The organism is Pedobacter sp. N23S346 (genome assembly GCF_048515415.1).
Taxonomy (GTDB): domain Bacteria; phylum Bacteroidota; class Bacteroidia; order Sphingobacteriales; family Sphingobacteriaceae; genus Pedobacter.
The window spans coordinates 196,382-222,938 of record NZ_JBLYEE010000010.1; the positions used below are offsets into that span (position 1 = coordinate 196,382).

The 26,557-nt window shown below is 39.4% G+C and carries 23 protein-coding genes; 7 read left to right on the forward strand and 16 right to left on the reverse strand.

Features of this window, described 5'->3' with window-relative positions; translation table 11 throughout:
• Positions 1–10 precede the first annotated feature (10 nt).
• From ACN1CD_RS17705 to ACN1CD_RS17720, 4 genes are read right to left on the reverse strand one after another with little or no spacing between them, the layout of a single operon-like run.
• Positions 11–1,342, reverse strand: coding sequence for a lysine N(6)-hydroxylase/L-ornithine N(5)-oxygenase family protein (locus tag ACN1CD_RS17705; protein WP_419131729.1), 1,332 nt, complete (start codon positions 1,340–1,342; stop codon positions 11–13).
• Positions 1,329–2,774 (reverse strand): GNAT family N-acetyltransferase, encoded by a 1,446-nt coding sequence (locus ACN1CD_RS17710; protein ID WP_419131730.1) that lies wholly within the window; start codon positions 2,772–2,774, stop codon positions 1,329–1,331. Before ACN1CD_RS17710 ends, ACN1CD_RS17705 begins: the two co-directional genes overlap by 14 nt.
• Positions 2,752–4,278 (reverse strand): pyridoxal phosphate-dependent decarboxylase family protein, encoded by a 1,527-nt coding sequence (locus ACN1CD_RS17715; protein ID WP_419131731.1) that lies wholly within the window; start codon positions 4,276–4,278, stop codon positions 2,752–2,754. The genes ACN1CD_RS17710 and ACN1CD_RS17715 overlap by 23 nt, the downstream gene beginning before the upstream one ends.
• 21 nt (positions 4,279–4,299) lie before the next feature.
• Entirely contained in the window at positions 4,300–4,926 is a 627-nt protein-coding gene (locus ACN1CD_RS17720; RefSeq protein ID WP_419131732.1) for a nitroreductase, read from the reverse strand.
• Positions 4,927–5,207: 281 nt separating this feature from the next.
• Between ACN1CD_RS17720 and ACN1CD_RS17725 the strand changes: the two genes are divergently transcribed.
• From ACN1CD_RS17725 to ACN1CD_RS17745, 5 genes are all read left to right on the forward strand, one after another.
• Entirely contained in the window at positions 5,208–6,302 is a 1,095-nt protein-coding gene (locus ACN1CD_RS17725) for a hypothetical protein (RefSeq protein ID WP_419131733.1), read from the forward strand.
• 20 nt (positions 6,303–6,322) lie between these two features.
• On the forward strand, positions 6,323–8,170 hold the full coding sequence (locus ACN1CD_RS17730; RefSeq protein ID WP_419131734.1) for an IucA/IucC family protein: 1,848 nt from the start codon (positions 6,323–6,325) through the stop codon (positions 8,168–8,170).
• 40 nt (positions 8,171–8,210) lie between these two features.
• On the forward strand, positions 8,211–10,055 hold the full coding sequence (locus ACN1CD_RS17735) for an IucA/IucC family protein (protein ID WP_419131735.1): 1,845 nt from the start codon (positions 8,211–8,213) through the stop codon (positions 10,053–10,055).
• 33 nt (positions 10,056–10,088) lie between these two features.
• Positions 10,089–12,494, forward strand: coding sequence for a TonB-dependent siderophore receptor (locus tag ACN1CD_RS17740; protein WP_419131736.1), 2,406 nt, complete (start codon positions 10,089–10,091; stop codon positions 12,492–12,494).
• 121 nt (positions 12,495–12,615) lie between these two features.
• Positions 12,616–13,761 (forward strand): DUF1624 domain-containing protein, encoded by a 1,146-nt coding sequence (locus ACN1CD_RS17745; RefSeq protein WP_419131737.1) that lies wholly within the window; start codon positions 12,616–12,618, stop codon positions 13,759–13,761.
• A 174-nt stretch (positions 13,762–13,935) separates the two neighbouring features.
• On the opposite strand, the gene ACN1CD_RS17750 is transcribed toward ACN1CD_RS17745, so the two are convergent.
• The 8 genes from ACN1CD_RS17750 to ACN1CD_RS17785 are packed head-to-tail and all read right to left on the reverse strand — an operon-like array spanning position 13,936 to position 20,732.
• A complete protein-coding gene (locus ACN1CD_RS17750; protein WP_419131738.1) occupies positions 13,936–14,793 on the reverse strand; it encodes a contractile injection system tape measure protein in 858 nt (285 codons plus the stop codon).
• Positions 14,780–15,223 carry a GPW/gp25 family protein gene (locus ACN1CD_RS17755; protein ID WP_419131739.1) on the reverse strand — a complete coding sequence of 148 codons (444 nt, stop codon included), beginning with the start codon at positions 15,221–15,223 and terminating at the stop codon, positions 14,780–14,782. The genes ACN1CD_RS17750 and ACN1CD_RS17755 overlap by 14 nt, the downstream gene beginning before the upstream one ends.
• Positions 15,216–15,473, reverse strand: coding sequence for a PAAR domain-containing protein (locus tag ACN1CD_RS17760; RefSeq protein ID WP_419131740.1), 258 nt, complete (start codon positions 15,471–15,473; stop codon positions 15,216–15,218). The genes ACN1CD_RS17755 and ACN1CD_RS17760 overlap by 8 nt, the downstream gene beginning before the upstream one ends.
• A gap of 48 nt (positions 15,474–15,521) precedes the next feature.
• Entirely contained in the window at positions 15,522–17,321 is a 1,800-nt protein-coding gene (vgrG, locus tag ACN1CD_RS17765) for a type VI secretion system tip protein VgrG (RefSeq protein ID WP_419131741.1), read from the reverse strand.
• Positions 17,321–18,181, reverse strand: a complete 861-nt coding sequence (locus tag ACN1CD_RS17770; RefSeq protein ID WP_419131742.1) for a hypothetical protein — start codon at positions 18,179–18,181, stop codon at positions 17,321–17,323. Before ACN1CD_RS17770 ends, vgrG begins: the two co-directional genes overlap by 1 nt.
• Positions 18,182–18,184: 3 nt before the next feature.
• A complete protein-coding gene (locus tag ACN1CD_RS17775; RefSeq protein ID WP_419131743.1) occupies positions 18,185–18,652 on the reverse strand; it encodes a phage tail protein in 468 nt (155 codons plus the stop codon).
• Complete coding sequence (locus ACN1CD_RS17780) at positions 18,642–19,106, reverse strand: phage tail protein (protein WP_419131744.1); 465 nt, start codon at positions 19,104–19,106, stop codon at positions 18,642–18,644. The genes ACN1CD_RS17775 and ACN1CD_RS17780 overlap by 11 nt, the downstream gene beginning before the upstream one ends.
• Before the next feature lie 45 nt (positions 19,107–19,151).
• A complete protein-coding gene (locus ACN1CD_RS17785; RefSeq protein WP_419131745.1) occupies positions 19,152–20,732 on the reverse strand; it encodes a phage tail sheath family protein in 1,581 nt (526 codons plus the stop codon).
• Between the two features lie 334 nt (positions 20,733–21,066).
• Here ACN1CD_RS17785 and ACN1CD_RS17790 point away from each other — a divergent pair, with 334 nt between their 5' ends.
• The gene (locus tag ACN1CD_RS17790) at positions 21,067–21,198 is read left to right on the forward strand and encodes an AraC family transcriptional regulator (protein WP_419131752.1); all 132 of its coding nucleotides are present in this window, start codon (positions 21,067–21,069) and stop codon (positions 21,196–21,198) included.
• Between the two features lie 628 nt (positions 21,199–21,826).
• Here ACN1CD_RS17790 and ACN1CD_RS17795 read toward each other — a convergent pair.
• Entirely contained in the window at positions 21,827–23,212 is a 1,386-nt protein-coding gene (locus ACN1CD_RS17795) for a DUF6055 domain-containing protein (protein WP_419131746.1), read from the reverse strand.
• Between the two features lie 1,131 nt (positions 23,213–24,343).
• Between ACN1CD_RS17795 and ACN1CD_RS17800 the strand changes: the two genes are divergently transcribed.
• The gene (locus ACN1CD_RS17800) at positions 24,344–24,625 is read left to right on the forward strand and encodes a helix-turn-helix domain-containing protein (RefSeq protein ID WP_419131747.1); all 282 of its coding nucleotides are present in this window, start codon (positions 24,344–24,346) and stop codon (positions 24,623–24,625) included.
• A 128-nt stretch (positions 24,626–24,753) separates the two neighbouring features.
• Here ACN1CD_RS17800 and ACN1CD_RS17805 read toward each other — a convergent pair whose 3' ends face one another.
• The 3 genes from ACN1CD_RS17805 to ACN1CD_RS17815 all read right to left on the reverse strand — a co-directional run bounded on the left by ACN1CD_RS17805 (position 24,754) and on the right by ACN1CD_RS17815 (position 26,356).
• A complete protein-coding gene (locus tag ACN1CD_RS17805) occupies positions 24,754–24,999 on the reverse strand; it encodes a hypothetical protein (protein ID WP_419131748.1) in 246 nt (81 codons plus the stop codon).
• Positions 25,000–25,043: 44 nt separating this feature from the next.
• Entirely contained in the window at positions 25,044–25,415 is a 372-nt protein-coding gene (locus ACN1CD_RS17810) for a hypothetical protein (RefSeq protein ID WP_419131749.1), read from the reverse strand.
• Between the two features lie 632 nt (positions 25,416–26,047).
• Entirely contained in the window at positions 26,048–26,356 is a 309-nt protein-coding gene (locus tag ACN1CD_RS17815; protein ID WP_419131750.1) for a hypothetical protein, read from the reverse strand.
• Between the last annotated feature and the right edge of the window lie 201 nt (positions 26,357–26,557).

The window sequence follows — 26,557 nt, forward strand, 5'->3', positions numbered from 1 at the left end:
ATTTTTGGGTTTAAAGGGTTAAATCAACAGCTGATTTCAGGTGAACAGGAAGATCTGAAGTGCTGAATGATTGGAATGCAATTCTTTCCTCAACGGCATAGATAGTTCTTCCGGTAATTTGATTGATAATTTGTGAATTCCGGTAGGCTCCCATACCTAAATCAGGTGTGGAAATTCCATGGGTATGTAATTCTGCATTCTGAACAAAAATTTCATCCCCTGCCTCATCGATGGTGTAATTTCTACGCACATCATAATTTCCATCCTGCAGGCGCCTGATCCGGTTCGAAATTCCAGTCATAAACTCTGGCTCTACGTATTTATAGCCCGTGGCAAGAATTACATAATCAGTATTAATTTCGAAATTGTTCTGCTGCTCTACATGTGAAAAATTCAGCAGATAAGATTCATCCTCTTCCTCGCAAATATCATTCAACCTGCTATTGGCCATCAATACCACTTTGAGGTTCTCATCATTAATGTCCATCGCATACAAACTGTTATAAATCTGATTAATCAGCTCTGCGTTGATGCCTTTAAACAAGATGCTTTGACGGGCGAGTACATCCTTCCTTTGCACTTCGGGCAGGTTATGGAAATAGTCGATATAATCCGGTGAAGTAAGCTCGAGGGTTAACTTGGTATGATTTTCCAAAGGGAAAAAACGTTCAGACCGTGTGAACCAGTTTAACCGCATTCCTTTTTTAACTTCCGGAAGTAAATCCTGAAAAATCTCTGCAGCGCTCTGGCCCGAACCAATAATGGTAACCGATTTCTTTTTAGCCAGGTTATCTCTATGGTTGAGGTATTGCGAAGTATGAATTACATTTTGAAGCGTTTTTTTCTTAATCGCTGGTGGAATATAGGGGCTTGTGCCTGTACCTAAAACCAATTTGTAGGTTTGCCAGGTGCTCATCTCTCCAGAATGTGTATCCCGTGCGGTTACCTCATAAACAGGATGATCATAAGTTACCGACACCACCTGCCTGGAAAATAAACAGTTGTTTAATTGCTCAAGCACCCACCTACAATACGCATTGTATTCCTTTCGAAAAATAAAAAAGCTTTCCCGGATATAGAATTTATACAGGCGGCCACTGTGCTTCATGTAATTTAAAAAACTGTATGGGCTGGCCGGATTGGCCATGGTTACAAGGTCGGCCATAAAGGGAACCTGAAGTGTTACCTCATCCAGCATCAAACCCGGGTGCCAGTTAAACTCGTCTGACTGATCGAGAAAAAGCGTATTAAAATCTGCTATTGGTTGGGATAATGCAGCAAGGCCCAGGTTAAACGGACCAATTCCAATCCCGATTATATCGTAAATTTTAGGTGTTTTCATGGATAAATGTGTTAGATGAATGATGATGATTTTGAGGAAATTTCTCCCAATACCACTCCCGTAAGCAGAAATTGAGATATGCTTTTTTATGCGGCATCTCGATAATGTGCTGAAGTTTAAAACCTACCTGTACCTTATTCATGAGTGCCGCCCGAGATTCGATAGCCCCTTCTCCTACTAACCTACCTACTTCTGGTTGCATAAAAAGCCACTCTACAATACTTCTTGTAATGAGCGATGGAAATTTCTTTTGCTTATCTGTTGGAGCGATGAATAAATGGGTACCATAATCTGATAGCAAAACGTCGTAATAATCGCCCAGGATATCTCTTGTAGCCCAATAAACTTCAAAATTGAAAGTTGCTTCTCTGTTAACTTCACCAATATAACTATGTGAAATTCCTTCTGCCAACAGCGTTCGGTAGAAATGCTCCAATTCTTTTAAAGACCAGTCCATTTTCCAGATGGCTTTGGCATGTTCTGAGTGAAACCACTGATGAACCATAGGAAGGTCTTTTTCCAGGTCAAATGGCCGGATTTTGATGGCTACTTTTTCCTGATCAAAATATCGATAAAAAACATGTGCTGTTGATGGTGGAGCAAGCAGTTTAGTACTATAAAAATAGCACTGTAGCGGATTAAAAATCGATCGCACATAATTTCCTGTACAATTAAAAAGTTCTCCTTTAATTTCTAAACGCCGCTGATGAAGTAGGCTTTCAATAGCTTCATTCTCTTCTTGTTGCGCAATAGATTTTAACTGAAGGTAAACACATCTCAGCAATTCCTGCTCTTCCATAACTTTATACCTTCCTAAAAGACTGACCAGCTGAAAAACCTCGTCTAGTTCAAATAGAGGAGATGGCCGATCGCTTATTCCTTTCAAATATTGCTGAAACCAGGACATTACTAAATCATTGGATAATAATTGATCTCCTGTTATTTTCGCTTTAAACCTTTTAATAACAGGAGCAAACTGTTCCTCCACGGACTCCTTATAACTGATCTTTAACCTGGCGATGGCCAGAGCATGAGATATAAACAATGCCTGATCTATCGATTGCCATTCCGGATAAAGAATCTGTACCTCAGCAACTGCCAATTCTAAAAATTTAGCCACATTGATATCCATCACCTCATCTTTTTCCAAATGATGCATGAAAGCGGGAAATTTAAAAATATGTTTCCCAATACTGCTGAAGTAGATTAGCGGTATAAAAACTTCCGCACCACTTGCAGGAAAGGCAATTTTCAAATGCAAATCCAAGCCACTCTTGCTGATTCCTCTGGACAATACCTGATCATATTCCGGGATTCCCATGTATCGCGTACAACCTCCAAATTCCAGGCAGTATTGGTTCACAATGGCTGTAAAAAACCGACTGTCTCCATCAGCAACCGGCTGATTATTATTCAGAATATGCTGCTCCATAAGTTTTGATGATGCTTAGAATATGCTGAATATCATGGATAGTAGTGATCGGATTGAAAATGGTAAACTTCAGGTAAAAGATTCCATCCACTTTAGTACTGGCCACTAATACTTCACCCGTGTGGAACATTTTCTTTTTGATGTATTGATTTAAGGCACAAAGATTTACATTTGGCAGGTTGCCTGGCTTGCACCTGAAAACCAGTACACTAATATCAGAAGTACTCAGCAGTTCCAGTTCAGGATCAAGATCTATAAAAACTGCTGCTTCCCGGGCAGTAGAAATCACGGTGTCCATATAAGATCCGAGTTTACTTCTGCCCAACAACCTCAGTGTAAACCATAATTTTAGTGCATCGAATCTCCTGGTACTTTGCGTAATCGACTTATTAATTTGTGCGGGGTACTCTTCATAATCCTGTTCTTTGGGGTTCAGGTAATCTGCGTGGTGTTTGATGATCTCCAGCGTTTTTTTATCGCGAACAATAAATGCACTGCTGCTGATCGGCTGAAAAAATGATTTATGATAATCGATAGTAACGGAATCTGCTCTTTCTATCCCTGCCAATAAATGCCTGTGCTGATCTGTAAGCAGTAAACCGCAGCCATACGCAGCATCTACATGCATCCAAATTTTATATCTTGCAGCCAGGTCGCTGATTGCTTCCAGTGGATCAACATTACCAAAGTCAGTGCTTCCGGCTGTAGCCACAATTGCGAAAGGAATATTTCCTCGTTCGCGCTCCTTTTCAATTGCTGCTTCAAGGGCATCTGGCTTCATTCTAAAGCGATTATCAGTTTCTACCTGGATCACTCCTCGCTCTCCTAAACCTAGAAGTGAAGCATTTTTCTGATTACTAAAATGAGATTTATCAGAAACAAAAACCCTGAACCGGGAAGCTTCAGGAGGGTTTCCATTCACTTTAATATTGTGATTAAGCCTGTTTTGTGCAAAACAATCCCTTGCTAGCAACAAGCCCATCAGGTTACTTTGAGATCCACCGCCGGTAAATACTCCATCTGCCTGCTCACCGAAACCAATTTGCTGAGCCGTCCAGTTAATTAACCTACGTTCCATCAGGGTTCCCCCCGCACTTTGATCCCAGGTATCCTGCGAAGAATTGATCGCACTGATGAGTACTTCTGCCGCAAGTGCAGGGATAACTACAGGGCAATTGAGGTGTGCAATGTAATTAGGAAGATGAAAAGCGGTAGCATGATCTACATATAATTCCTGAACTTCCTGAAAAAGTGCATCATAATTTGCTAAAGGTATATCGAACTCAATCTTTTTAAACTGCTCCCCCAACTGTAGCGGCGTAATGCCACTAAAGGGTTTTTGCTGCTGATCGAGAAATTTAAGCACCATCGCTTTCGCCTGGTCTATGGCCTGGCTGTAAGAATCGGCTGTATGTTGATGAAAAAGGTCTTGAAAATCGAATGGCTGAACCATAGCATTCAAGGTCTGATCTGCGATCAGTTCCGGGTAAGATATATTTTCCATAGTTTGAGGTTGGTTTTTAGGTTAGGAGCGCCAGGTTACTTTTTGATCGATAGCTGTTCTTTTCTTCTGAACTGGCACAGTCGAATCGCTGGTATAGCCCATAAAAAATAAGCCGAGCGACTGCTCATTTTCAGCTAAGCCAAGCGTTTTTACATAGTCAATTGCAGATCCACCAGTGGCCCAATAGGAAGCAATTTTAAATGAAGTTGCACTGATGGCCATATTCTGCACCGCACAGGATACAGCAGCGAGTTCTTCCCATTCCGGAATATTAACCCTTGTGCTTTTAACGAAAATGATTGCGATTATACAAGCCGCTTTAAGCGGATAATCTTTCAGATAATTGTATTTTGCTAATTTTTTCTCAGCATCAGGTATATCCTCATACAGATTTCGATAATACGAACACATGTAAGTTCCGTATTTAACCAGCTGGCTATCCGTTAAAACCACGAACCTCCAGGGTTCAGTCATTTTATGGGTGGGTGCCCAGGTAGCGTTGGTAATGATTTCCAGTAATTCGGCTTCGGGAATGATGCCTTTATGGTATTGATCGGCATAAATACTTTGCCTTTTTCGAATGTAATGGGTAACCACTTCGTCATCCCGACGCCATTCCGTTTGGGTAAAATAAATCTCTTTTTTCATGGTAGATGGAGGATTTAGGTATGCAAAAAAATAAATAAGAAATATTAGTTGTTATTTAAACTAAATAAAAATAGATTTGCTCATAATAGTACTTATTTAGACTAATTAAAGATAATAACAAATGTAAATGTTCTCCTGATTAAAACAATAATTATTTTAATAAACATGAATAAAAAATCACTAACAACTGATTATTAATTATTTAACTATTAATTACAACACTATTATCCTCACATGATTTAAAAAAGTAAAATTTCCATCTACCTAAAAAACCTACCAATATGGATTTGAAAAACGAAGAATCACCACACCAATTACCTCCAATGGCGCCACTAATTATTGAGGTTTTGCCTATTGAACGTGCGATTATTAAGAGTTCTGCGCTGCAACTGCAGAAAGAATTTGGTCATTACGAATCGCCGGCATACATCGCATCGTTGCACCTAAATGCATATGCCTTACTCCCCGAACGTATCGCCGCATTACTGAGTAACCTGAGCAACGACTTTTCCAGTCAGCAATATGGCGCAATTGTTTTTAAAGGCTTGGTAGATGTAGACCAGGATGCTTTAGGGCCAACGCCTGCATCATGGAAAGAATCGGATGATGATAAACTGAATCTGTACGGATTTATATGCGCTCTGCTTCATGGTGCTGTGCCGTCTAAGCCTGTACAATATTATGTTCAGCGCAAAGGCGGAGGAATTTTACATGCCATTATCCCAGAGGAAAATATGAGTTTTTCCCAAACGGGAGCCGGTTCAAAAACCGATCTTTTCGTGCACACGGAAGATGCTTTCCTACTTCATCCGGCAGATTTCCTCAGCTTTTTATACCTCCGGAACGAAGAGCGGGTAAATTCTACTTTATATTCCATCCGCTCTCATGGAGAACCAGACGAGCTGATGAAAGCACTTTTCAGAACCATTTATAAGTGCCCTAAAGATGCCAATTTTGATGTTGAGGAAGCGTTAGGAGAGCAAGAGACCACCGCTGTTTTATATGGAAATGCCAGGCGTCCTTTTATCCGCTTTGATGCGGCAGAACAAATTTATAATGAGCAGGCCGATCAAACGCCTGAGGCTTTAGACATTCTAAAACAGTTTTGGGCAAAAGCTAAACTGCTTATTTATGATCAGTTTATTCCGAATGCCGGAGATTTAATTTTTGTAAATAATCACTTATGTGCCCACGGGCGAACAGCCTTTAAAGCGGGAGTTAGAGCCGTTGACGGAAAGATTGTACCCTGTGAACGCCGACAAATGCTCCGCATGATGAGTAAAAGCAGTTTGATCCATATGCAATCGCTGGCACACCCGGAAAACCCCTTCCTGATCATGGAAGATCACTATGGCAAAGTGGCTACTGCACTTTAATTCGCTGAAAATTTAACCAGATGCAAAAACAACCCGATATGAATACCGCTAAAAATAATCAGTTATCTCCAGAATCTGCCATTGCCCATTTAGAACCACAAATATGGGAAAAGGTAAATCGCCTGCAAGTAAGAAAAATGCTTTGCGAGTTTTCGCATGAACTGCTCCTCGTTCCGAAGCTCAAACGGATTCACGGTGCTTGGGGATTGTATACCTTAACCACGGCAGATAGCGAAATCGAATATCAGTTTCTGGCACAGGTGCTCGGACTGGATCACTGGCACATCGATACAGATTCCATTACTAAAATCATCAATACTAAAACAGTGCAATTGGATGCCATTGCCTTTATTATAGAGTTTAAAAAATCCCTCGGTTTTACCGATATCAATTTGCCAACCTATCTGGAGGAAATTATTAGCTGTCTTTATGGAAGTGCATACATGCATACAAATACCAAACTTACCGCTAAAGATTTAACAGAAGCCAGTTATGCAGATACCGAACACGCAATGATTGCCGGACACCCGTGTTTTATTGCCAACAGTGCCAGAATAGGATTTGATGCTATAGATTATCAAAACTACAGCCCTGAAGCTGCGGCTCCACTTTCACTGATTTGGGTAGCTGGCTACCAGGATTGCACGGAATTTACAAGCATTTCTCCGCTCACTTACCAGCAGCTTATCACGCAGGAACTGGATCCAGAAACCATTCAATCGTTTAATGATGAATTGTTGAAAAAAAATCTTGACCCTGCATCCTACCTCTTCTTCCCTATCCATCCGTGGCAGTGGTTTAACAAACTGATTCACCTGTTCGCCCCGGATATTGCAGCCGCTAAACTGGTTTGCCTGGGTTATAGCAAAGATCATTATCTCCCTCAACAATCTGTACGCACATTTTTCAACGTAAGCAATACCAGTAGATACTATGTAAAATCTGCGCTTTCTATTTTAAATATGGGTTTTATGAGGGGGCTTTCGCCATACTTTATGCGTACCACTCCCGCCATTAATGAATGGGTAGCCCAAATTGTAACCAGCGATCCATACCTGCAGCAGAAAGGATTTACCGTTTTAAAGGAGATTTCCACGGTGGGTTATACCAACCATCATATCGAAAATGCCATTAAAATGGATAGCCCTTATAAGAAAATGTTGTCAACACTTTGGCGGGAAAGTCCAATGGATAAAATAGCTCCCGGCGAGCGACTGATGACGATGGCTGCATTGTTGCACGTAGATGCACAGGGCAACGCACTCCTGCCCGAACTCATAAACAGCTCCCCTTTAAATACCGAACAATGGCTGGAAAGCTACCTTCAATGTTATTTAAGTCCGCTACTACACTGCTTTTATTTCCACGATATGCGTTTTATGCCACATGGTGAAAACCTGATCCTGGTATTTAAAGATAATGTTCCGGTGCGATCAATTATGAAGGATATAGGTGAAGAGGTTGCAGTGGTTAATCAGCAAAAAGAACTGCCCGAAATCGTAAAAAGAATTATCATCCCTGTTCCCGAAGACCTAAAGATCTTATCTATTTTCACACAGATTTTCGATTCCTTTTTCCGCTTTTTAAACCATATCCTGGTAGAACATGTGGCATTTCCTGAAGAAAAGTTTTGGAGCCTGGTAGCAGATTGCATTACAGAATACCAGTGTGAATATCCGGAACTTGAAGAAAAATTCAGAAAATACGACCTGTTCGCTTCAGAAATTATCAAAACCTGTTCTAATCGCCTGCAAATGCAAAACAGTCAGAAAATGCTTGATGGCGCGAATCCGTTCAAAAATCAAAAGTTTGCCGGCATTTTAAAAAATCCTCTGGCCGCTTACCAAACCAACCTTTCGCAAAAATAGCCTTCAAAAACTCACCTATCTATTCTTAATTCTGAAAAACATGAACATACAATCAATGGTTACGCCAACCCAAGCTTCTTTGCACCTCGAAAAATCAGTTTGGGATCACGTAAACAGACTCCACCTTAGAAAAATAATTGCTGAATTTTCTCACGAACGCATTATCACTCCACAATACATTGCTGAAAATAATGGTTGGGGCCATTACGAATTGCAAAATAATACGCAGGAAATTACTTACATTTTCCTTGCAAAAATCCTGGCATTAAACCACTGGTATATCGATACGGATTCACTGGAAAAACAGGTGGAGGGCATTCCTTCAGAAATCGATGCGCTCAGTTTCCTGATCGAATTTAAAGATGAGCTTGGAATTCCGGATGAATCACTGCCGGTTTACCTGGAAGAGGTTTGCAGCACATTAAGCGGAAGTTCTTATCTGAATTTTTATGGTAAGCCAACATCCGAAGACTTGCTCACATCCGGTTATCAGCAAACAGAATCTACCATGACCGGGCATCCACGTTTCATCGCCAACAATGGTAGAATTGGTTTTGACGCCAGCGATTACCGTGAATATGCCCCTGAAACAGCCGAACCTTTCTCATTGGTTTGGTTGGCTGGCCACAGCAGTACCGCCATATTTACCGCCGTTTCTACATTGGAATATGAGCAGGTAATTTTGCAGGAACTCGGAGTAGAAAACTTACAGCGTTTCAACGATATTTTAATCCATAAAAAACTAAATCCGGAAGATTATTTCTTTATCCCAGTGCATCCATGGCAGTGGTTTAATAAGCTGGCCAACATTTTCGCTGCTGATATCGCCACACAACAATTGGTTTGCCTTGGCTATAGCGATGATCAATACCTGCCGCAGCAATCAATAAGGACATTTTTTAACGTGAGCAATCCAGAAAAATTTTATGTAAAAACTGCCCTGTCGGTACTCAACATGGGCTACATCAGAGGATTGTCGCCAAAATTCATGAAAACAAATCCACCAATTAATGAGTGGATCTATAATTTGGTAGAAAACGACAGTTACTTACAGTCCAAAAAATTCTTCATTTTAAGGGAAATAGCCAGTTTAAGTTTCGCCCATCAGTACTATGAGGCGGCAATAAGTGAAGATAGCCACTACAAAAAAATGCTTGCTTGTTTATGGAGGGAAAGTCCGGTAAGCAGACTAAAGGAAAACCAGCGATTAATTACAATGGCTGCATTGCTACATGTAGATAATGATGGGAATGCTTATTTGCCGGCACTCATTCGCGCTTCGGGATTAACTACAGCTAACTGGTTAAAGGAATATTTTGATTGTTACTTGAGTCCATTAATACACTGCTTTTACAAATGGGATATGGTATTTATGCCGCATGGCGAAAACCTGATTATGGTACTCGAAAACCACATTCCGGTGCGTGCCATTATGAAAGATATTGGCGAGGAAGTCTCTTTACTCAATACTACCCATCCTGTTCCTGAAGCCGCATTAAGGCTATCGGTAACCGTCCCTGAAACAGCTAAAACATTGCCCCTGTTTACCCAGATTTTTGATTCCATTTTCAGATTTATATCAGCCATTTTGGTGGAGCATGATGATTTCAGTGAAAATGAGTTTTGGAAGCTGGTTGCAAACTGTATTCTTAATTATCAGCAGGAACACCCGGAATTTAAGGAAGATTACAAGAAATATGATCTGTTTATCGGCGAGTTTAGTCCTGATGCTTTGAACAGGCTTCAATTACATAATAACCGCCAGTTGCGAAACCGGGCAAACCCATTTAAAGACCTTCCCTATATCGGAAATATGGAAAACCCTATTTACCGCTACAGACACGGTGCTACCGAGCAGGAAGAGGTCAGTAATCAAAAAGAATAAACACAATTACATATAAAACCATACATGATTATTATGAAACAATTTTGCCCCGCTCGTTCGGTTAGGATGAGTAAACGTTTAAACTTTTGGTCTTTAGTTACAGCAGTTTTTATGCTCTGCATTACTTCTTCGGCCGCAATGGCTAATTTCAGCAGACAGGAAAATGGCTCCATCTCTGGAAAAATCACCACCAGCGACCGCAAACCTGCAGAATTTGCAACGGTTTCGTTAGATGGCCTGACCAATGTAGCCGTAGACAAAACGGGAACTTATCAATTCAAAAACCTGGCTCCTGGAACCTATACGCTTAAAGTAAGCTTCGTTGGTCAGCAGCCGCAGGTTAAAACGATTGTACTGCAGGCAGGAGAAAATACCACAGCAGATTTCTCCTTTTCTTCTACAGCTAAAGATTTAAACGAGGTGCTGATTGTTGGCGATAAGTATAATATATCATCGAGGAAAGAAAGCCGGTATGTTTCCAGGTTACCACTTAAAAATCTCGAAAACCCACAAGTTTATTCTGTGGTAGACAAAGAACTGATTAAAGAACAAATGGCACTTACGCTGGAAGAATCATTTCGTAATATCCCGGGTGCTGCTCCGGCAAAAACAGGTGCAGGCATGCCAGCGTTTTTTTCGAGGGGCTTTCAAACCAGTGAAAACTTCAGAAATGGCATGGCTACATTTCTAAGAACGGGTATTGATTTATCAATGGTAGATCGCGTGGAAGCGATTAAAGGTCCATCGGCTATGCTCTTCGGTGCAGCAATGACTTCTTTCGGCGGACTGGTAAATTATGTAACTAAAAAACCTTACGATACATTCGGAGGTGAAATTTCGTATGTTCAGGGTAGTTTCGATCTGAGCAGGTTAACGGCTGATATCAATACGCCGGTAAATAAGGATAAAACATTGTTATTCCGGATGAACCTGGCGACGCAAAAGGAAAACTCCTTTCAGGATCAGGGATTCGGAACAACTTATGCCGTAGCGCCGAGTATTTCCTACCAGGTAAACGATCGTCTGATTTTTAGACTTGATGCAGATTTGCAAACGTATAAAGGCACTTCTTCTACTGCCTGGGCCACAGGCAGCAGGGTAACGGCAACAAGTTACGATCAATTAGACCTAGACTATAAACGTTCATTAATCGATAACTCATTTGTTGGCCACCAGTCTTCAAATAACGTTTACGCACAGGCAGAATACAAAATTTCTGATAATTGGACCTCGCAAACCAATTATTCATTCAGTAATGGAGAATATAATGACCTTCTTTACTTTAATCAAACCTGGCTAACCAACACCACCATTGCCAGGGCGATTAGTGTATTTTCACCGGAAAAAGCTGGTAGAAAAGAAATTCAGCAAAACTTTACAGGCGATTTTAAAATCGGGACGCTGAGAAACCGTTTGGTGGTAGGCCTGGATTACATGTCGCAATTTAGAAACTTTAAATTTACTGCATTGCAGTTGGATACCATTACCCTTAACACAACGGTAAAAGATATTCGGTTACAACAGGTAGAAAATCGTTTGGGAAACATCAGCACGCCGCAGAGTTTAAACAAGCAAAATACCTACAGTGCATACTTTTCTGATGTGATTAATGTTACCGATAACCTGATGGCCATGGTGAGTTTACGTGCAGATCGGTTTATGAATGAAGGTACCTTAAATAACCTGACACAGGTAAAAACTGGAAACTACAATCAGACTGCCTTTTCTCCGAAATTAGGAATTGTTTACCAACCGATAAAAGATAAGGTGGCCATTTTCGGAAATTATATGAATGGGTTTAGAAATGTTGCAAATACAACGCAGCCAGACGGTTCTATTTCTGTTTTCGAACCACAGCAAGCCAATCAATGGGAAGGTGGTGTAAAGCTCGATCTGATGAATAAAAAGTTGAATGCAACCATCAGTTATTATGATATTTCGGTTAAAAATATCACCAGGGTAGCCACTATCAACAATCAAAACTTTACTGTACAGGATGGCACGCAGGAAAGTAAGGGTGTAGAAATAGAATTTATCGGTAATCCTTTCCCGGGTTTCAATTTTGTATCTGGTTATGGTTATAACGACAATAAATTTAAAGATGGCAGTCCGGCACTAGCTGGCAAGCGTGGCGTTGGAACGCCAAAGAATGTTGCTAATATCTGGTTAGGCTACACCTTATTAAACGGTGGTGCGAAAGGTTTAGGCTTTGGTGCAGGCGCAATCTATGTTGACGATACTTTTTCTAACGCGGCCAATACTTTTGTATTGCCAAAATACACAGTTATCGATGCTACAGTTTTCTTCAATAGGCCCAAATACCGTGTTAGCTTTAAAGCAAACAACATTCTGGATGAAAAATACTGGATCTCTGATGGCTTTTATTCGCGTCCGCAGAAACCGGTTAACTTCCTGGCCAGCCTGACCTTCAAATTTTAAAAAGCAAAAAAATAAAAGGCTCGCAAATCACATGCTTAACAGATAATAGCTGCGTGTTGCAAATGGATCTGTGAGCCTTTTTCTAAAAGCTTAAAGCCTTAATTTCAAATCTCGATACTTCATGAAGAACCAGACCTTATCAGGAAAACCAGCAGATGTAGAACAATACAGTAAAGCATTATTACTCGGCATCCTGCTTACTATTGCTATTTTGGATCATACTCGGCTTTTCTTTCACTATTGGAATACGAACCCTGGAAATCTAGAAAGTACCACCTCTGTTCTATTCTTCACCCGTTTTATCTCTCATTTCTTTGCACCTACCGTTTTTTTCCTCAGCGGTACTTACCTTTTTAAATGGAGCAAAGACAAAAGCAGGCAACAAGTTTTTTATAAAATGCTGATGCTTGCCTTTATCCTGATCTGTATCGAACTGGTAATTAATAACTTTTTGTGGACATTTGATTTACAATATCGTACCATTGGACTTTTCATTATCGGAGCTTTGGGTTTGAGTATTTTCTTATTGGCATTTCTTCAGTTCATTCCTAAAAAGTTTCTTTTATTGTTCAGTATTTTGGTTTTAATTGGCCACCATTTATTAGATGGAATTACATTAACAGGTCAATCATCATCAACAATTTTATGGTCTGTATTACATCAGCAAAAATACATTCCAGCAGGAGAAAGACTTTTCATTATTAATTACACCCTTATTCCCTGGTTTGCCATACTCAGTTTAGGTTATGCTATTGGCCATCTTTATCAAAGAAAATGGCTTTTAGCTACAGGTATAGTGTTAACGAGTTTATTTTTTATCCTCCGCGGGATCAATATTTATGGAGATTTCCAGCCATGGGCCAAACAAGAAACTTTTGAAAAAACGATACTTTCCTTTTTTAGTGCAACGAAATATCCTGCCTCAACAGATTTTGTTTTTATTACACTCGGGCCGATGTTTATCGTGCTTCATTATATAAAGGGCATAAAAAATAAGTTGACAGATTTCTTCGTAACTTTTGGTTCTACGCCGCTGTTCACTTATTTAATCAGTACTTTACTAATCCATCTCACAGCAATGATTGGCCTCGCCCTTTCAGGTAAGTCATGGTCTGTCATGGTGATCACCCCAAAGTCGTACATAACCGGGAATGCACTTTCAAATTATGGTTATTCATTAGGGATAGTTTATCTGTTATGGCTGGTTTTTGTGTTTTTGCTGTACATGTGCTGCAGATTTTATCGAACCTATTTGTTGCGCAAATAAGAGTTTCGGTATTAACACAAGTCCCGAAATACTATCCTATTCGATAGGAAGCTATTTTATGACATTAATGGTGTTAAAAATCTACTGAAATTTACTTGATGGGTTTTTAGCAACACGCTCAACCACTGTATTTTTTGCATATTTTAACTTTAGCGATTTCATAATCACTTTAATTTAATAAGGCCATTGTACATATAGTGGTTTAATCATCCAGGGATATTTAATTACCGAAAAACTAAATGGTGATTGATTAATCAGGATATCATAAACTCTCCTTTCAATAAGCAGCTCCCAGCGATCATCCTGTTCGCTTAACAAGCCATCCCTAATTAGCCAATTGCCCCTGAAGCCATCAATAGAACTTGATCCAATGGCTGTCCAATACCCAATCACGGCCTGCAACAGTTGCGTCATCAATTCTATTTCAGCATGGCTAATGACTGTTTGATTTGTAATGGATTTGCGAAGCGGAATGCCACATAACACTTTGTTCAGTGCCAAATCCGGTTCATCAGTTTCTAACTGACCTGTTGCTAAAAACTGGAGATAATGAATAGCCGCAGCCTGCTTTTCAGGCAAGAAGACTTTATTATCGTCTATAAGGTTTAATCGTTCAAAAAGTAAAGGAATGTTGTGGTTAATTAACACCAGACCCGCATTTTTGACAGGAATAATCCCTTCAAATATTTCTTCTGGTTGATTGATCATAAATTCTGGATTTTTTCTCTTAATTATTTCTGTTTTCGGCTGAAGTCTAACCAGTTTTGCTTTTCTGAAAGGCGACATTTTCTCCTCTGTAAAAAAGTTCAAAATAAAAGCCTGCCGCGCCAGTAAAATAGCCAGATCTTTCAGTAAAAAGGGTGTCCAATTGCCATGGATATTATTGTCATTATCGTAAAAATTAATCAGCGATGCAAAGTGAGACAAGAAGGCAAGACAATCAACTTCAGTTCTTCCATCCAAAAGTGAAGAAACTGGAACCAACGCTGTTTCCTGAGCGGCCAATGCGGTATGTTGATCAATTATTTTCATTATCATAATAAAAACTTGTTCCTTCATTTATATGGAAAGGAGATACATAATTGTGCCGGGTATTGGTTTGGTTGTAGATGTACATAATGGTAATTTCGATTAAACTTTTGTACAGATAGACAAAATCGACCTTAACATCGAAAACTACAATGTGGGGTTCGTTATGCAATAGCGATATTTTTATTGCCTCGGCAATTTCTCCTCTCAGCATCTCGTCCATCTTTTTAAAGAAAAATTGCTGCAAGCCTAAGCCAAACTGGGGTTCAAAATATCTTTCCCCCTGTTTGGTCATCAAAATAATATCGATGCAATTATTAATATTCTGCTCGTTGGCACTTAGTTTCAACTGGCTGTTGCCCGCAGAAAATGTAACCGGAAATACCCATCCCGATCCTAAAAAGCTGTGCTCATATTTAGTTAATTTATCCACCTATTATTACATTAAATGCTCCTAGTACAATTTGTCCGCCATGTGCTGTTGAGTCTCCAAGCCTTGCAGCGGGCATTCCGCCAACCATTACAGTTGCCGATCCTTTTAGAATCGAATCGGGCGGTCCCACACAAACCAGCGTATCGCCTACTTTGGCGGCTGGTAAACCGGCAATTAAAACGGTTGGCACGCCGGGGCCTACTATTGGCCCGCCTACATGCGGTATGGGTACTGGCCCAGGGTTCATCATGGGACATTGGTGAAAATCGGTTAATCTGGCTGCTGGAGGCACATTATTTTAGTTTATCATAATCATTGCGCTTTTCAGCGTTAATTCCATTCCGCTCTTTATTTGTGCGGTTGTTCCGCCTTCGCAAGCGTATTGGCTATCGGCTGTTTCTTTAATATTAATCCCGCTTATTTCTACATCCCCTCCGGGTGCCATCAATTTAACCCCGGTTTTACCCTGTATAGTTACCGTTTTATCGGCCTGTATGCTAATATCGAATGGACTTTTCATCACGATTCCATCAGATGACATGGTTACAGTGTTTTTATTATGGTCGGTTATGGTTATTTTCTTTTCATCATCGCTTAAAATGATGGTATTTTTGCCTGGTGTTTCTATGGTGAGCACTTTTTTATCGTCATCAAACTGCACGTAAATTCCTGACTTTGATACGATGGCTTTAGTGGTATTCTTTTGGTTGGCTGTTAAACCAGTAAAAGGAACATTTTTGGAACTGCTGTACAAACTGCCCAAAATAACCGGGTACCGGGGATCTTCATTTAAAAAGCCTAAAATCACTTCGTCGCCAACCTCGGGCATAAAAAATACGCCAGCTCCGTTGGTCGAATAAAAATTAGACATTCGGGCCCAAATTCCCGCACCATTGGCGTCAAACAAGGGTACATTTACCAAAATGCGGAATTGCGAATCGGGATCTTCGTACATTTGTTTCACAGTTCCATTAAATAGTCCACGGGCACCGGGAATAAGCCCTGAAGCGGGCTGTGCCATTACATCGGGTTCTTCTATAAACCAGGTAGGCGGTAAACCGATGGAAACTTCTGTAATCCAGTTGCCGTTAGAGAAATCGTGTTCTACACCCGAAACCAAATGGTCGCCGTTAAACCGATCGCCCAACCCCTGCAGTGTAACATAGTTACCAGGTTCGATTAAATTGGTACCCTGTATTTTAGCTACCCCTTGTATTTTGGAATACTCGCTTTTAATTAGTTGTGCCTTACACCATTCTGTTAAATCGGCAGTTTCTAACGGTGCTGTGGTTTGTAGCTGGTAACTATCCAGGCCAATAACCTGGGCCAGTTGTTTCGAACTGATGTTTCCGGGGCCAGTTACATCATTTGCAGACTGCTGTTTACTAATTATCTGGTTCTTGTAATCCCAAGTGCTGGCTGTTACCTCTCCCAATTGGGTAACGGCATTCATATCGGCATTAAAAGCCATCAGGTTATCGCCGTAGGCAATGGTTAATACCGGAGTTGAGGTTGCTGCTGGTTTTTGTACCGAAACCTTCCCATTGAGGGCATTTACCACCAATCCATTTACTTCCGCACGTGCCAGGATAAAATCCCAATCGGTAACATAATACTGCACCTGCTCGGGCCAAACCGTAGTAGTGGCGGCCACATCGGCCGTTAAATCGCCATAATTACCAATAATAGACTGGATAATATTGCTATCCTTCTGTTTAGAAAAGGTGAGGCTTTTGCGGCCAACAATCATTTTAACGGCAGCGTCCCTGCATTCTACTTCCAGTGCAGAACCTACTATTTCATCTATCCTGAGGGATTGTTTGGTAATGATACCACTAAAAATGAGCCGATTGGTCGAATCGTAACCGGCTTCAATGGTTAATTTGCCTCCAGGTTTAAAGGTCTCCGAAGAACTGGCATCAAATGTTCCTGTATCGGCCCTTCCATCCTGCACAACAATTTTGGCAGTTGGTATTTTATTGGTCTTTTTCTCAACGGTGATGGCGTATATCCGAAAAGTATCGGGAATTAACGTTCCATCTAATTTAATATCGTAGGTGGCAATCCCACCCGAATTAATAATATCTGTAGCAGCCATTATACTGGTTGAATAATTGGTGGAAAAATAAGTTTCTCGCCGCCATGCAGTTTTCTAAACTTATTGAGGTTGTTGTATTTTGCAACCTGAATGTAATACGCTTCCTGGTTCCAAACCTCCTGGCATAAATGCGGCAAGGTTACGCCCTTTACAACGGTAACGATGTGACTTACATCGGGAGATTGTTTTTTCTCCATCTTTTCTACCGTTGTTGGTGAAATATACTGACAAAAGGCCATCGATATTTTGGCCCTTAAAGGACTTCCATTGGGCTTAAATAAGGTATAAGAAATATCAAAAGAGGTTAAAACACAGTTAAAGGAAAGGTTTTGCCCCCATTGCGATTTTACAAAATTGGAGCGGTGTATTTTGCCGTTATAGGTATAAATAATGGTTTCGAGTTTTTTAATTTCTACCTCCATATCAGTTCGATTGGCATCCACCACGCCGGTACAATCAATCACAATATCAAAACTCAGCTTATCGCTTGGCGTAGCTTTATATTTTTGTGATGGTGCACTGGTATTGGGTACTTGTTGCGTATTGTCCTCTATGCTTCGCTGCATTTTAAGCGAATCGGGATTAATCATTAGCGAGTAAGGTGCCACAGCTTGCATGTTTGCGTTTTTTAAAGGCATTTTAAAATTCTCATCCGTATATCCGCTAACCTTCATTAATCCCATAACTGTTCTATCTTTTATAAATTTTGCTTGGCGCCTTAACGGCAAAATCTGTTTGCACTCTTCCAAAAATTGCATTTTCAGGTTTTCGAGATCCTTGATCCAAATTTCCGGAGCATCGTTTATTTGCCCCGAAAAAATTTCTGTTTTAATAATCAATTCTCTGATTTCGATGGACATAGCTTAATCAAATGAATTCCCAAACATCGAAGTTGGTGCAATCTCAAAGTATGTATAGGCCAATTCAATAGACTCTATCACAATTTCATTTTCCTGGGATTTCAAATCAGAAACAGCGTATTTAACCGGATAGGCATTATGAAATGTCCATTTTTCATAAACCATCCCCGTGGCATCCAATAGGCTTAGGCTAATATCCTGAGTGGTAATTTTACTGGTCAGTCCATCTTCAATGCAGTTGGAACACCAATCATTCAATAAAGCCCCTTCAGGTATTGAAGCCTTTTTTAAAACCAGGTTCTGGCTGGAAGAAATGGTTGGCAACCTGTATTTAAATCTGTTTTCGCCACCACATAACACTTCTTCTATATTCAACTCCTTCGCAATACCGCTCACTTCCTGAAAGGCGGCATTTTCTCCTTTGAAAGAAAGTTCAAAATAAAAGCCTGCCGCGTATTCTTTATTTGCCATTGGTAATGGTTAACTGTTCATGTGCAATTTCAATGGTATCAATTGTCACCTCACTTCCGTCCGATTTTAAATCGGTACTGGTAATTTTTGTAGGCCATGCATTGCTCAGTGACCACTGCATGGTTACGTTCCCGCTTTCATCCAATAACTTAATTAAGATCGTTCTTCTTTTAATGATATTCATCTTAATTTCTGCATGCCAGTTCCAAAAGGTATTGTCGTTAACGAAAATGCCTCTCTTCATTGTCACGTTGCCATATTTAGAAATACCAGGCATTTTTTCTGTTGAGAAAAGTTTGCTGTTACTTGCACGGTATTCTATCACCTGTGTTTCTACTTCCATTCCGGAAACTTCCTGAAAAGCCACACCTTTTAATTCTGCTCCAAGGTCAACTTCAAACCTAAACTTGGGCATTGGCCATGTTGAGCCTTGTTTGCTGCCGTCATCTGCCATAACTATATTTTTTTAAAAATGAAAATAATTTTATTAAAGATCTAACTATCCGGATACCGGCATTTCCTGCTGGAATGTTAAAACCATAAACTCTGCCGGACGAATCAGGGCTACTCTTACCACCACGGTCATGATGCCATTCAGCACATCATCTGCGGTCATGGTAGTGCCCATGCCACAGGCTACAGAAAATGCGTCGGCAGGTGTTGCGCCCATTAATCCGCCATTTTTCCAAACTGAAGTAAGAAAACTGCGAATCATTGATTTTACTGCTTCCCAGGTATTTTTATCATTAGGCTGAAATACGTATGGATGGCAGGCCAGTTTGCAGGATTGCTCCAGGAACGTCATGGTCCGCCGCACCTGGATGTATTTCCAATCCTGGCTATTGCCTTCCAGTGTACGCGCACCCCAAACCAAAATGCCAATGCCATTGAAAAAGCGAATAGCATTAATGGATTTACCAGAAATGGCATCCATATTTAAGTTGGCTTGCTGACTTTCGGATAAATTAATTGGCAGGGAAGACGCACCTACAATACTCACATTGGCGGGTGCCTGCCAAGGGCCAACCTGATTATCGGTGGTTGTAATTACACCTGCCATTGCACCACTTGGTGGTAAAATATTTGCAATAGCCAAAACCTGATTGATAATGGTACTGTAAGTTTTACTAGCATTCTGTAAAGCATTGTGATACTGCGTAACGGTTAAAGCTGCACCAGAAGGACTGGCGATATTGGCTAAAATCTGTGCTACTGCAGGATTGGGATTATTGGCAGGATTTAAAAGTGGTGCCAGTTGTTTTGTATCGCCACCAAACAGATTGGTATAATCTATATCCGAAGTTTGCATGGTGGTTGTACCAACAAAAGGATAATAAGCTGCCCCGTAATCAAGTCCCACCACTCCGGTATTGTTTCTAAAAGTCTGGATATCCTGTGTATATAAAATTGGATCAGGATTTCTACCGCCAATCACATCAAACAAAGCCATAGCCGTTTGCATTTTTGTACATTGAAGCAGCATGGCTTCCATTAAAATACCATTATCAGCTACAGATAGTAAAGTAGCTTCCGGGCAAATGTACAGGGTTGGTTCCTGCTCATTCATCAATAAATGTAGCCCAGCGGTTAAATCACTTAGTTTTACATTAGAATTGATCAAAGGCGCACCTACTGCCAGAGGGCTTTTGGATGGTGCCCCATAAGTACCCACAGAAACGATATAAGCATCGCCACCACCATTCTCATAAAACATTTTAATGCTGTTATAGAGGTAATAAATGGTATTGGGATCCGGAAGAATAGAATAGTAATTGCCATCAATGATCATATAATCCGGATCAACGGGTTTTGATTTTTGCTTTATGAGGTAATATTCCGGATTATACTGTTTCGCTGGACTAGCTGGTGCTGGCGGATCAGGATAACAGTAGAAAGCCTGAAAATCAGAAAATGAGCTGATTTTTTGTGCTACATTGGCATAAGATCTTCCCTCATACATGGCCTGTGGCGTATAACCAATAAATGCAGGTACTGCTGTGGCCACTGGCACTACTGAATTTGGGAAATCATTAAGTTCGTTGATGTAAACCCCCGGAGATTGTATATTAGATAAATTCATACGTTATTTTAGTAATGGATTGGCGTTAAGTGATTTTTTAAAAAACCTCAAGCCAATTTAGGTATTTGGATGGTATTATTTTTTAAAAAAATACCTGCATCAAAATGATGATTAGCCTAAAAAATGGCAATCCTTATTTAATGAACAGGATATTCTGGATATAATTTATAACGGAATAGGGTACATTAATATAAAAAATGGATTGATCACAATTGACCAATCCTTTGAGCTTATCGATTAAAGCTAACGCTTTTGATTTTAAGGTAGGTAATCCAATAAAAAACCTCTTAAACTGATCTTTAATTCAAATGGAATTATATTTTCAATTGATCAAATTAAAAAAAATACTTGGGCAGATATTGTGTACATGGCTGGATATTATGATCAATCGCATTTTATTCGCAATTTCAAATCCTTTACAGGCGAAGATCCCCCGTCCTGCTTTTTCGAGGAAAAAATATGGTAAACTTCTTTTTGAAAAAACAAGACTGTCCCTTTTGAAACAGTTTTATCAACATGGGTTTAAAATTTGGTTAAATAATTAAAGTACCATTTTTATAATAGAAGTAAATCTACAAAATAAAATCTAAAATCATAGATATCAGTGATGTTGAAAATTTAAAAAAATTCTAACGAATACCAATTTTATGATAAAGCCAGGTGCCATGGTATGATATAGATAAATGCTAATGTAGCAAGCACGATGAAAGCTGACCTCTGCAACAGACAAGCTGATGTAGTTCAGCAATTTCTTTGCTTCGAGAATAACCCTGTTTAGTATAAAAGCTGATCGAAAGATCAGAACGGCCAGTTTGACCCAAAACAGGTGTTCACTTTTAAGCGAAATGGGGTGACAGCTTAAACGCGAAACGGGCGGCCGTTTTGCCGAAATACCTACCTGATTATTATAAACTTAAATACAAACATTTGCGGCCATGATTACGATTTTATCTTCAATTAATAATCGAACTCAGGTTAATATATTCAGTTGAACGTTCTTAAAAAAGTTACCAGGCTAATGTAAAAAAAGCCGCCTCAACAAGTTTGAGACGGCTCAATCTTAATTTAAATAAAACGCATTATTCAGCGATGTCTTACAACACGGAACTGTTAGTGAATTTTACTTTGAAAGGCCATTGGTCATCATTAGCTTCATTTTCATCCCATGGATGTGGTGCATAGGTAGTCGGAGCTCCAGTCACTACATACCATAATTTTACAGTACCAGCCGGCACAGTAAAGCTACTAGTTGCGTTGTTGGTCCACATGCCGCTATACCTGCGTTCTCCTGTATTTAAAATCGCAACATATCCATGGCGCCAACCTGCTCTTGCTGGATTTGCTACCTGATTATAGCCAGGCGCATTAACCATACCAGTAAAAACGGTAGACACAACCGTGCCTGCGGCAGGAACGGTTAAAGGGATAACATTGTAACCGGTAGTACCCGGGGCACGATTATATGCTACCTGGTAGCTTCCGTCAGTTAGCCTTGTGTAGTTCCATGTTTGGGCACCATGGTAATTGGCACCATAAGATCGGAGTGAAGGAATATCCCAGGTGACAAATCTTACAGCCTGATCATATATTTCTCCATTAAAAGTAGCCATATTAATACCATTGAGCCTCATATATGCCTGGATAGGATCTTCCGGTTGGCGAGACTCGCGCCATAATTTTCCGATAAAATCTCGCCCTCTTTTAAATTCCCAATAGTAGAGTATAAAGTAACTTGCATAACGATACCATTCATGGTGAACATGGCGGTGGTAATTATCCTTGTAGACGGTGAAATCATATGCGGTAAAAACCGTCGAAGGATAACTCTGGAATCCCTGGAAATTAGCCGTTTGCTCCCAAAAGCCGTTACCGCCATTGCCACCAAATCCATAGCGGAACCCGCCAACACCCTGGTCAGCAAAAACCTGGTATTGGAAACTATGTCCAATCTCATGACCGATGACATGACCAACCGGCTGCATTGTACTTGGACTAACCCACAGGGCACCAATTACGTTATCATAGCCTGAACCGGTAGCCAGCCATTCCGTTTGATAATTTATAAAGATCATCATCTTATATTTACTCAGCTTAGATGTAGCTAAATTAGCAAATCCTAATTGAGTTACATTTAATTGAAAAAAGCCTTCTGCTTTGCTCAGCAGGTCAGTAATATCTACCCGGTATGTGGCTGGCACGGCGGTTGAATTTGGGTCGTTACTGCCATAGCCTTTGGCCCAGAAAACAATAAAGTGATCGGAAGAGCGGGATCTAGACCAACTCCATGTGCTAGCCGAATTATTAAAATCATTTGAGCTTAGTTCCTGCGGAATATAGACTTCGGGAGCAGCAGCTGCAACCGCTGCTGTTTTGGCCTGCTTTTGTAGGTTAGTTAGCTGAGTGGGCTGAATGGAGTTGAATTCATCTTTACAGCCTGATAACAATACAATTATCAGGAATAATAAAATTTGTTTTTTCATTTCGGTTTTTGTCTGATTAGGTTTATAGATTGATTAAATTTTATAACAAAGCGTGCTAATCTTTAAGATGTTGATTCCCTCAGGAGACCAACAGGCTGTTCGCCAAAAATATTTTTATGATGGGTTAATACTTAAAACATTAGACATTACAATACATTTCCATGCTCAGTATAAAAGTGGTAAAGCATGGGGCCACTTGATACCTTATCATTACAGTATTGAATGTTTAAATTTACATAACAGAAGATGACCATTCTGATCATATATTAGCAACAAGCGGCAAAATATTGATATATTGTTAGTTAAGCTTCCCTTCCTGGCGCAAGTCTTATCGATTGGGAGAGCTGTTGTGGCTGACTTGTGATTTCAAAACTTAATAAATTAATGATTTCTAATAATCATTTTTCTAAAGCGCAAATCAATAGGAAATAAAAAAACCAGAGCCAAAATTAATAAACTTGATCCCCGGTTAAGTACAATCAGCAGGAATAATTGAGCATTTAAATCGCTTTAAATACAGATTAGAACACATATAAAAAGAAACACTTTGAAATTTGCCTGGGCCGTTAAAGTAATCGCTACGACCAATAGCAACTAAGGGGGTAGGCAAATTTTACCAAAACCGAATGACTACATACTCCGTGATATATGAACGTTCATCAAGAAATATAATCAATAAGCCAAAAAAATTAAAAAACACTTACCGCGGGCAGTTACCCATTTACTACATATCTTCCACCTCTAACTTCTCTACTTCTCCATAAAACTATACCGCTTTGCTTTCGCCTCTTCAATCATCGTTTGCGCAAGCTCCTGTTCATACTGCAGCATTTTAATGCGAAAAGTAATTTCTGCCTGTTGGTGAGGGCCGCAGTTATCTATTTTCTCTAAACAGCGTATCTCGAGTAGGTTTAAATAAACCATAAGCGGTGTATAAGGATTTATCTTTTGATTTAGCCCGGATTTGCTGCCGGATAGCTTGTGCCATAGCAAACAGAGACCAAAAGGGAATCACCCAAATAAAATGGAGAATGCATCAGCGGGAACTAAAACAAGCATTGAAGGAACAACACGAGATTGTAACCGCCATATTTCAGAATGAAAGCAATATTTTTGCTTAAAATGAAACACATGGATAAACCAAATGTTGCAATAGTAGATAATGCACTGTTAGAACGATTAATATCAAAGATTGAAAACCTTGAGCAAATTGTTATTTCTAAATTAGAAGAAATTCAGGAAGCTAAAAAACCTTATCTGACATTAGAGGAAACTGGTAGATTGTTGAATATGAGTGAGAAGTGGATGCATGATAATAAGTTTACTATTGGATGCTCCAAGACGGGTGGAAAATGGTTATTTCAGAGAAAACATATTAGAGAATACGTTGAGCAAGATTTCTTTAAAAAATAGTAGAAGCAAATTACTAAACATAACGTATCAACTAAACTGATTTGTTTTAAAAAATAAAAGCCCTCGCTGGATGGCGGGGGCTTTAACATTATTTAATAAGTAATCTTTAAATATTTAGAATGCTATATTTACAATTCTGTAGAATAGCCACCATCTTTAAATTGTCTATTTTCCTCTAGCCATTTAAGTACCTTGTCAATACATTTAAGATTTAAGGCTATGCCTGTTGCTCTTGTATACGATATTTGACCATCACCTGTATCTCTTATTGTTATAATTTTTTCTCGCATAGAACTTCCATGCGATTTAATCGAATACGCTGTGGTTGATCCAACTTCTATTGTTTTTTCAACTCTGCCGGTCTCTAAGATCATTTGTTTGAGAATATCGATGTCAACGGTAGGCAAATGTTCCTGCATTAGCAAACCTCCAATTCAAATGCGACCTGATCCCCTGTTTCAAATACTGATTCTAAAATAGGCTGGTTTTTTGTGTCGAACATCATTTGACCTTCTTGATGATTCATAGATTCCCATCCATTAAATTCTAGTTCACTTTCTAGTCCTAAGCCATGTTGTTCAGACAATAAACAGAAACACATTACTGCTTCTCTAATGGCGATATCAAAATCTGACTGATCCTTAGCTACAGTTTTTAAACCAAAAAGAGGAATGTCAATATAAATCTTATTATCTGTTTCGTCTATTTTTGACCAAACTGGCATTATTACACTTACCGCGGCAAGCTTTCCGCTATGGCGGGTTATTCCAATAGCTGATTCGTTTTGCATGATTATTATTTTTAAACTCTTTAAATTTTTAAAAGCTTTAAAGCAGAAAGGTGTTTTTGAACAAAATATTGTTCTACAAAAAAATGCCCAACGGCACTTATTACTTTTTGCTTGCTTGCTTAATAAACGCTAATCTAATAAAAGAAGTTTTATTTTTATACAGATGTAGTGGACGTTAACATGCTCGATTTGAGTATTTATCAAAACTATAAAATCTCACTGACTAATTTAATTTCAGTCTCTTAATGTCTAATTGGTACGATATATTATACCATTTAGAGCGCGCAGGTTAATAGATCTCCATCTAATGCATTTATATACATATTGTATATAAATGACGTGCTTAAATCGAATTTAGTTTTTAATAATTTATTAAAATTTATTTTAATAGTATAACTAAAAAGTTACACTTCTGTTACATTCTTGTGGGTGATTTGTAGAGATTCTGTGGTGTTTTTGTACTAAAACAGAAGCGCCGCGGGAATTAAAATAAGAGGAAAAACATAATATTTATCTTATTATAGTTGCGTTTATTTTTAGGTGTATTTAAAGTTGCAATAATGACACTGATAATTCCGTAATTTTTACTAGTTTACAATAGTAGCCGTAGTGGACAGGCAGCACTTATTAATCTACTTATCTAATTGCTTCTGCAGCACTTCTATCATCCTGAATGCCTGGTTAAGATTAGCCTCCAATATCTGAATTTTCTTGTCATGCACCGCAACCTCTGCCCGCAATTCATTAATTACATCCATTGTATTTTTAGGCTTTGCTTCTTTTAAAATCTCCGGTCCAGTCCCATGAAGAAACCATTCCGGATTCATGTTGTATTTCTCGTACAAAGTTACCAATAGCTTAAGGCTAATTCTTCTTTTTCCTGTCTCAGTCAAATGCATAGATGATTGATGCTCATCCAATAATCCCGCAGCCTTTCTCAAGCTATCGCTAATATATTTTTTCCTAAAATGAATAAGCCTATTTATCTTCTGTTGCTCCTCTATTTCCTTATTAGGGATCAAGCGGGATTCTTGGGGGGAAGAAATAATTTTCTTTTTTTTGTATTCGAATTACAGCCCTATCCATTTTTATTTTGAGCGACGCCGGCCACATCCTAATCAGTCTATTACTTCCAGAAGGTA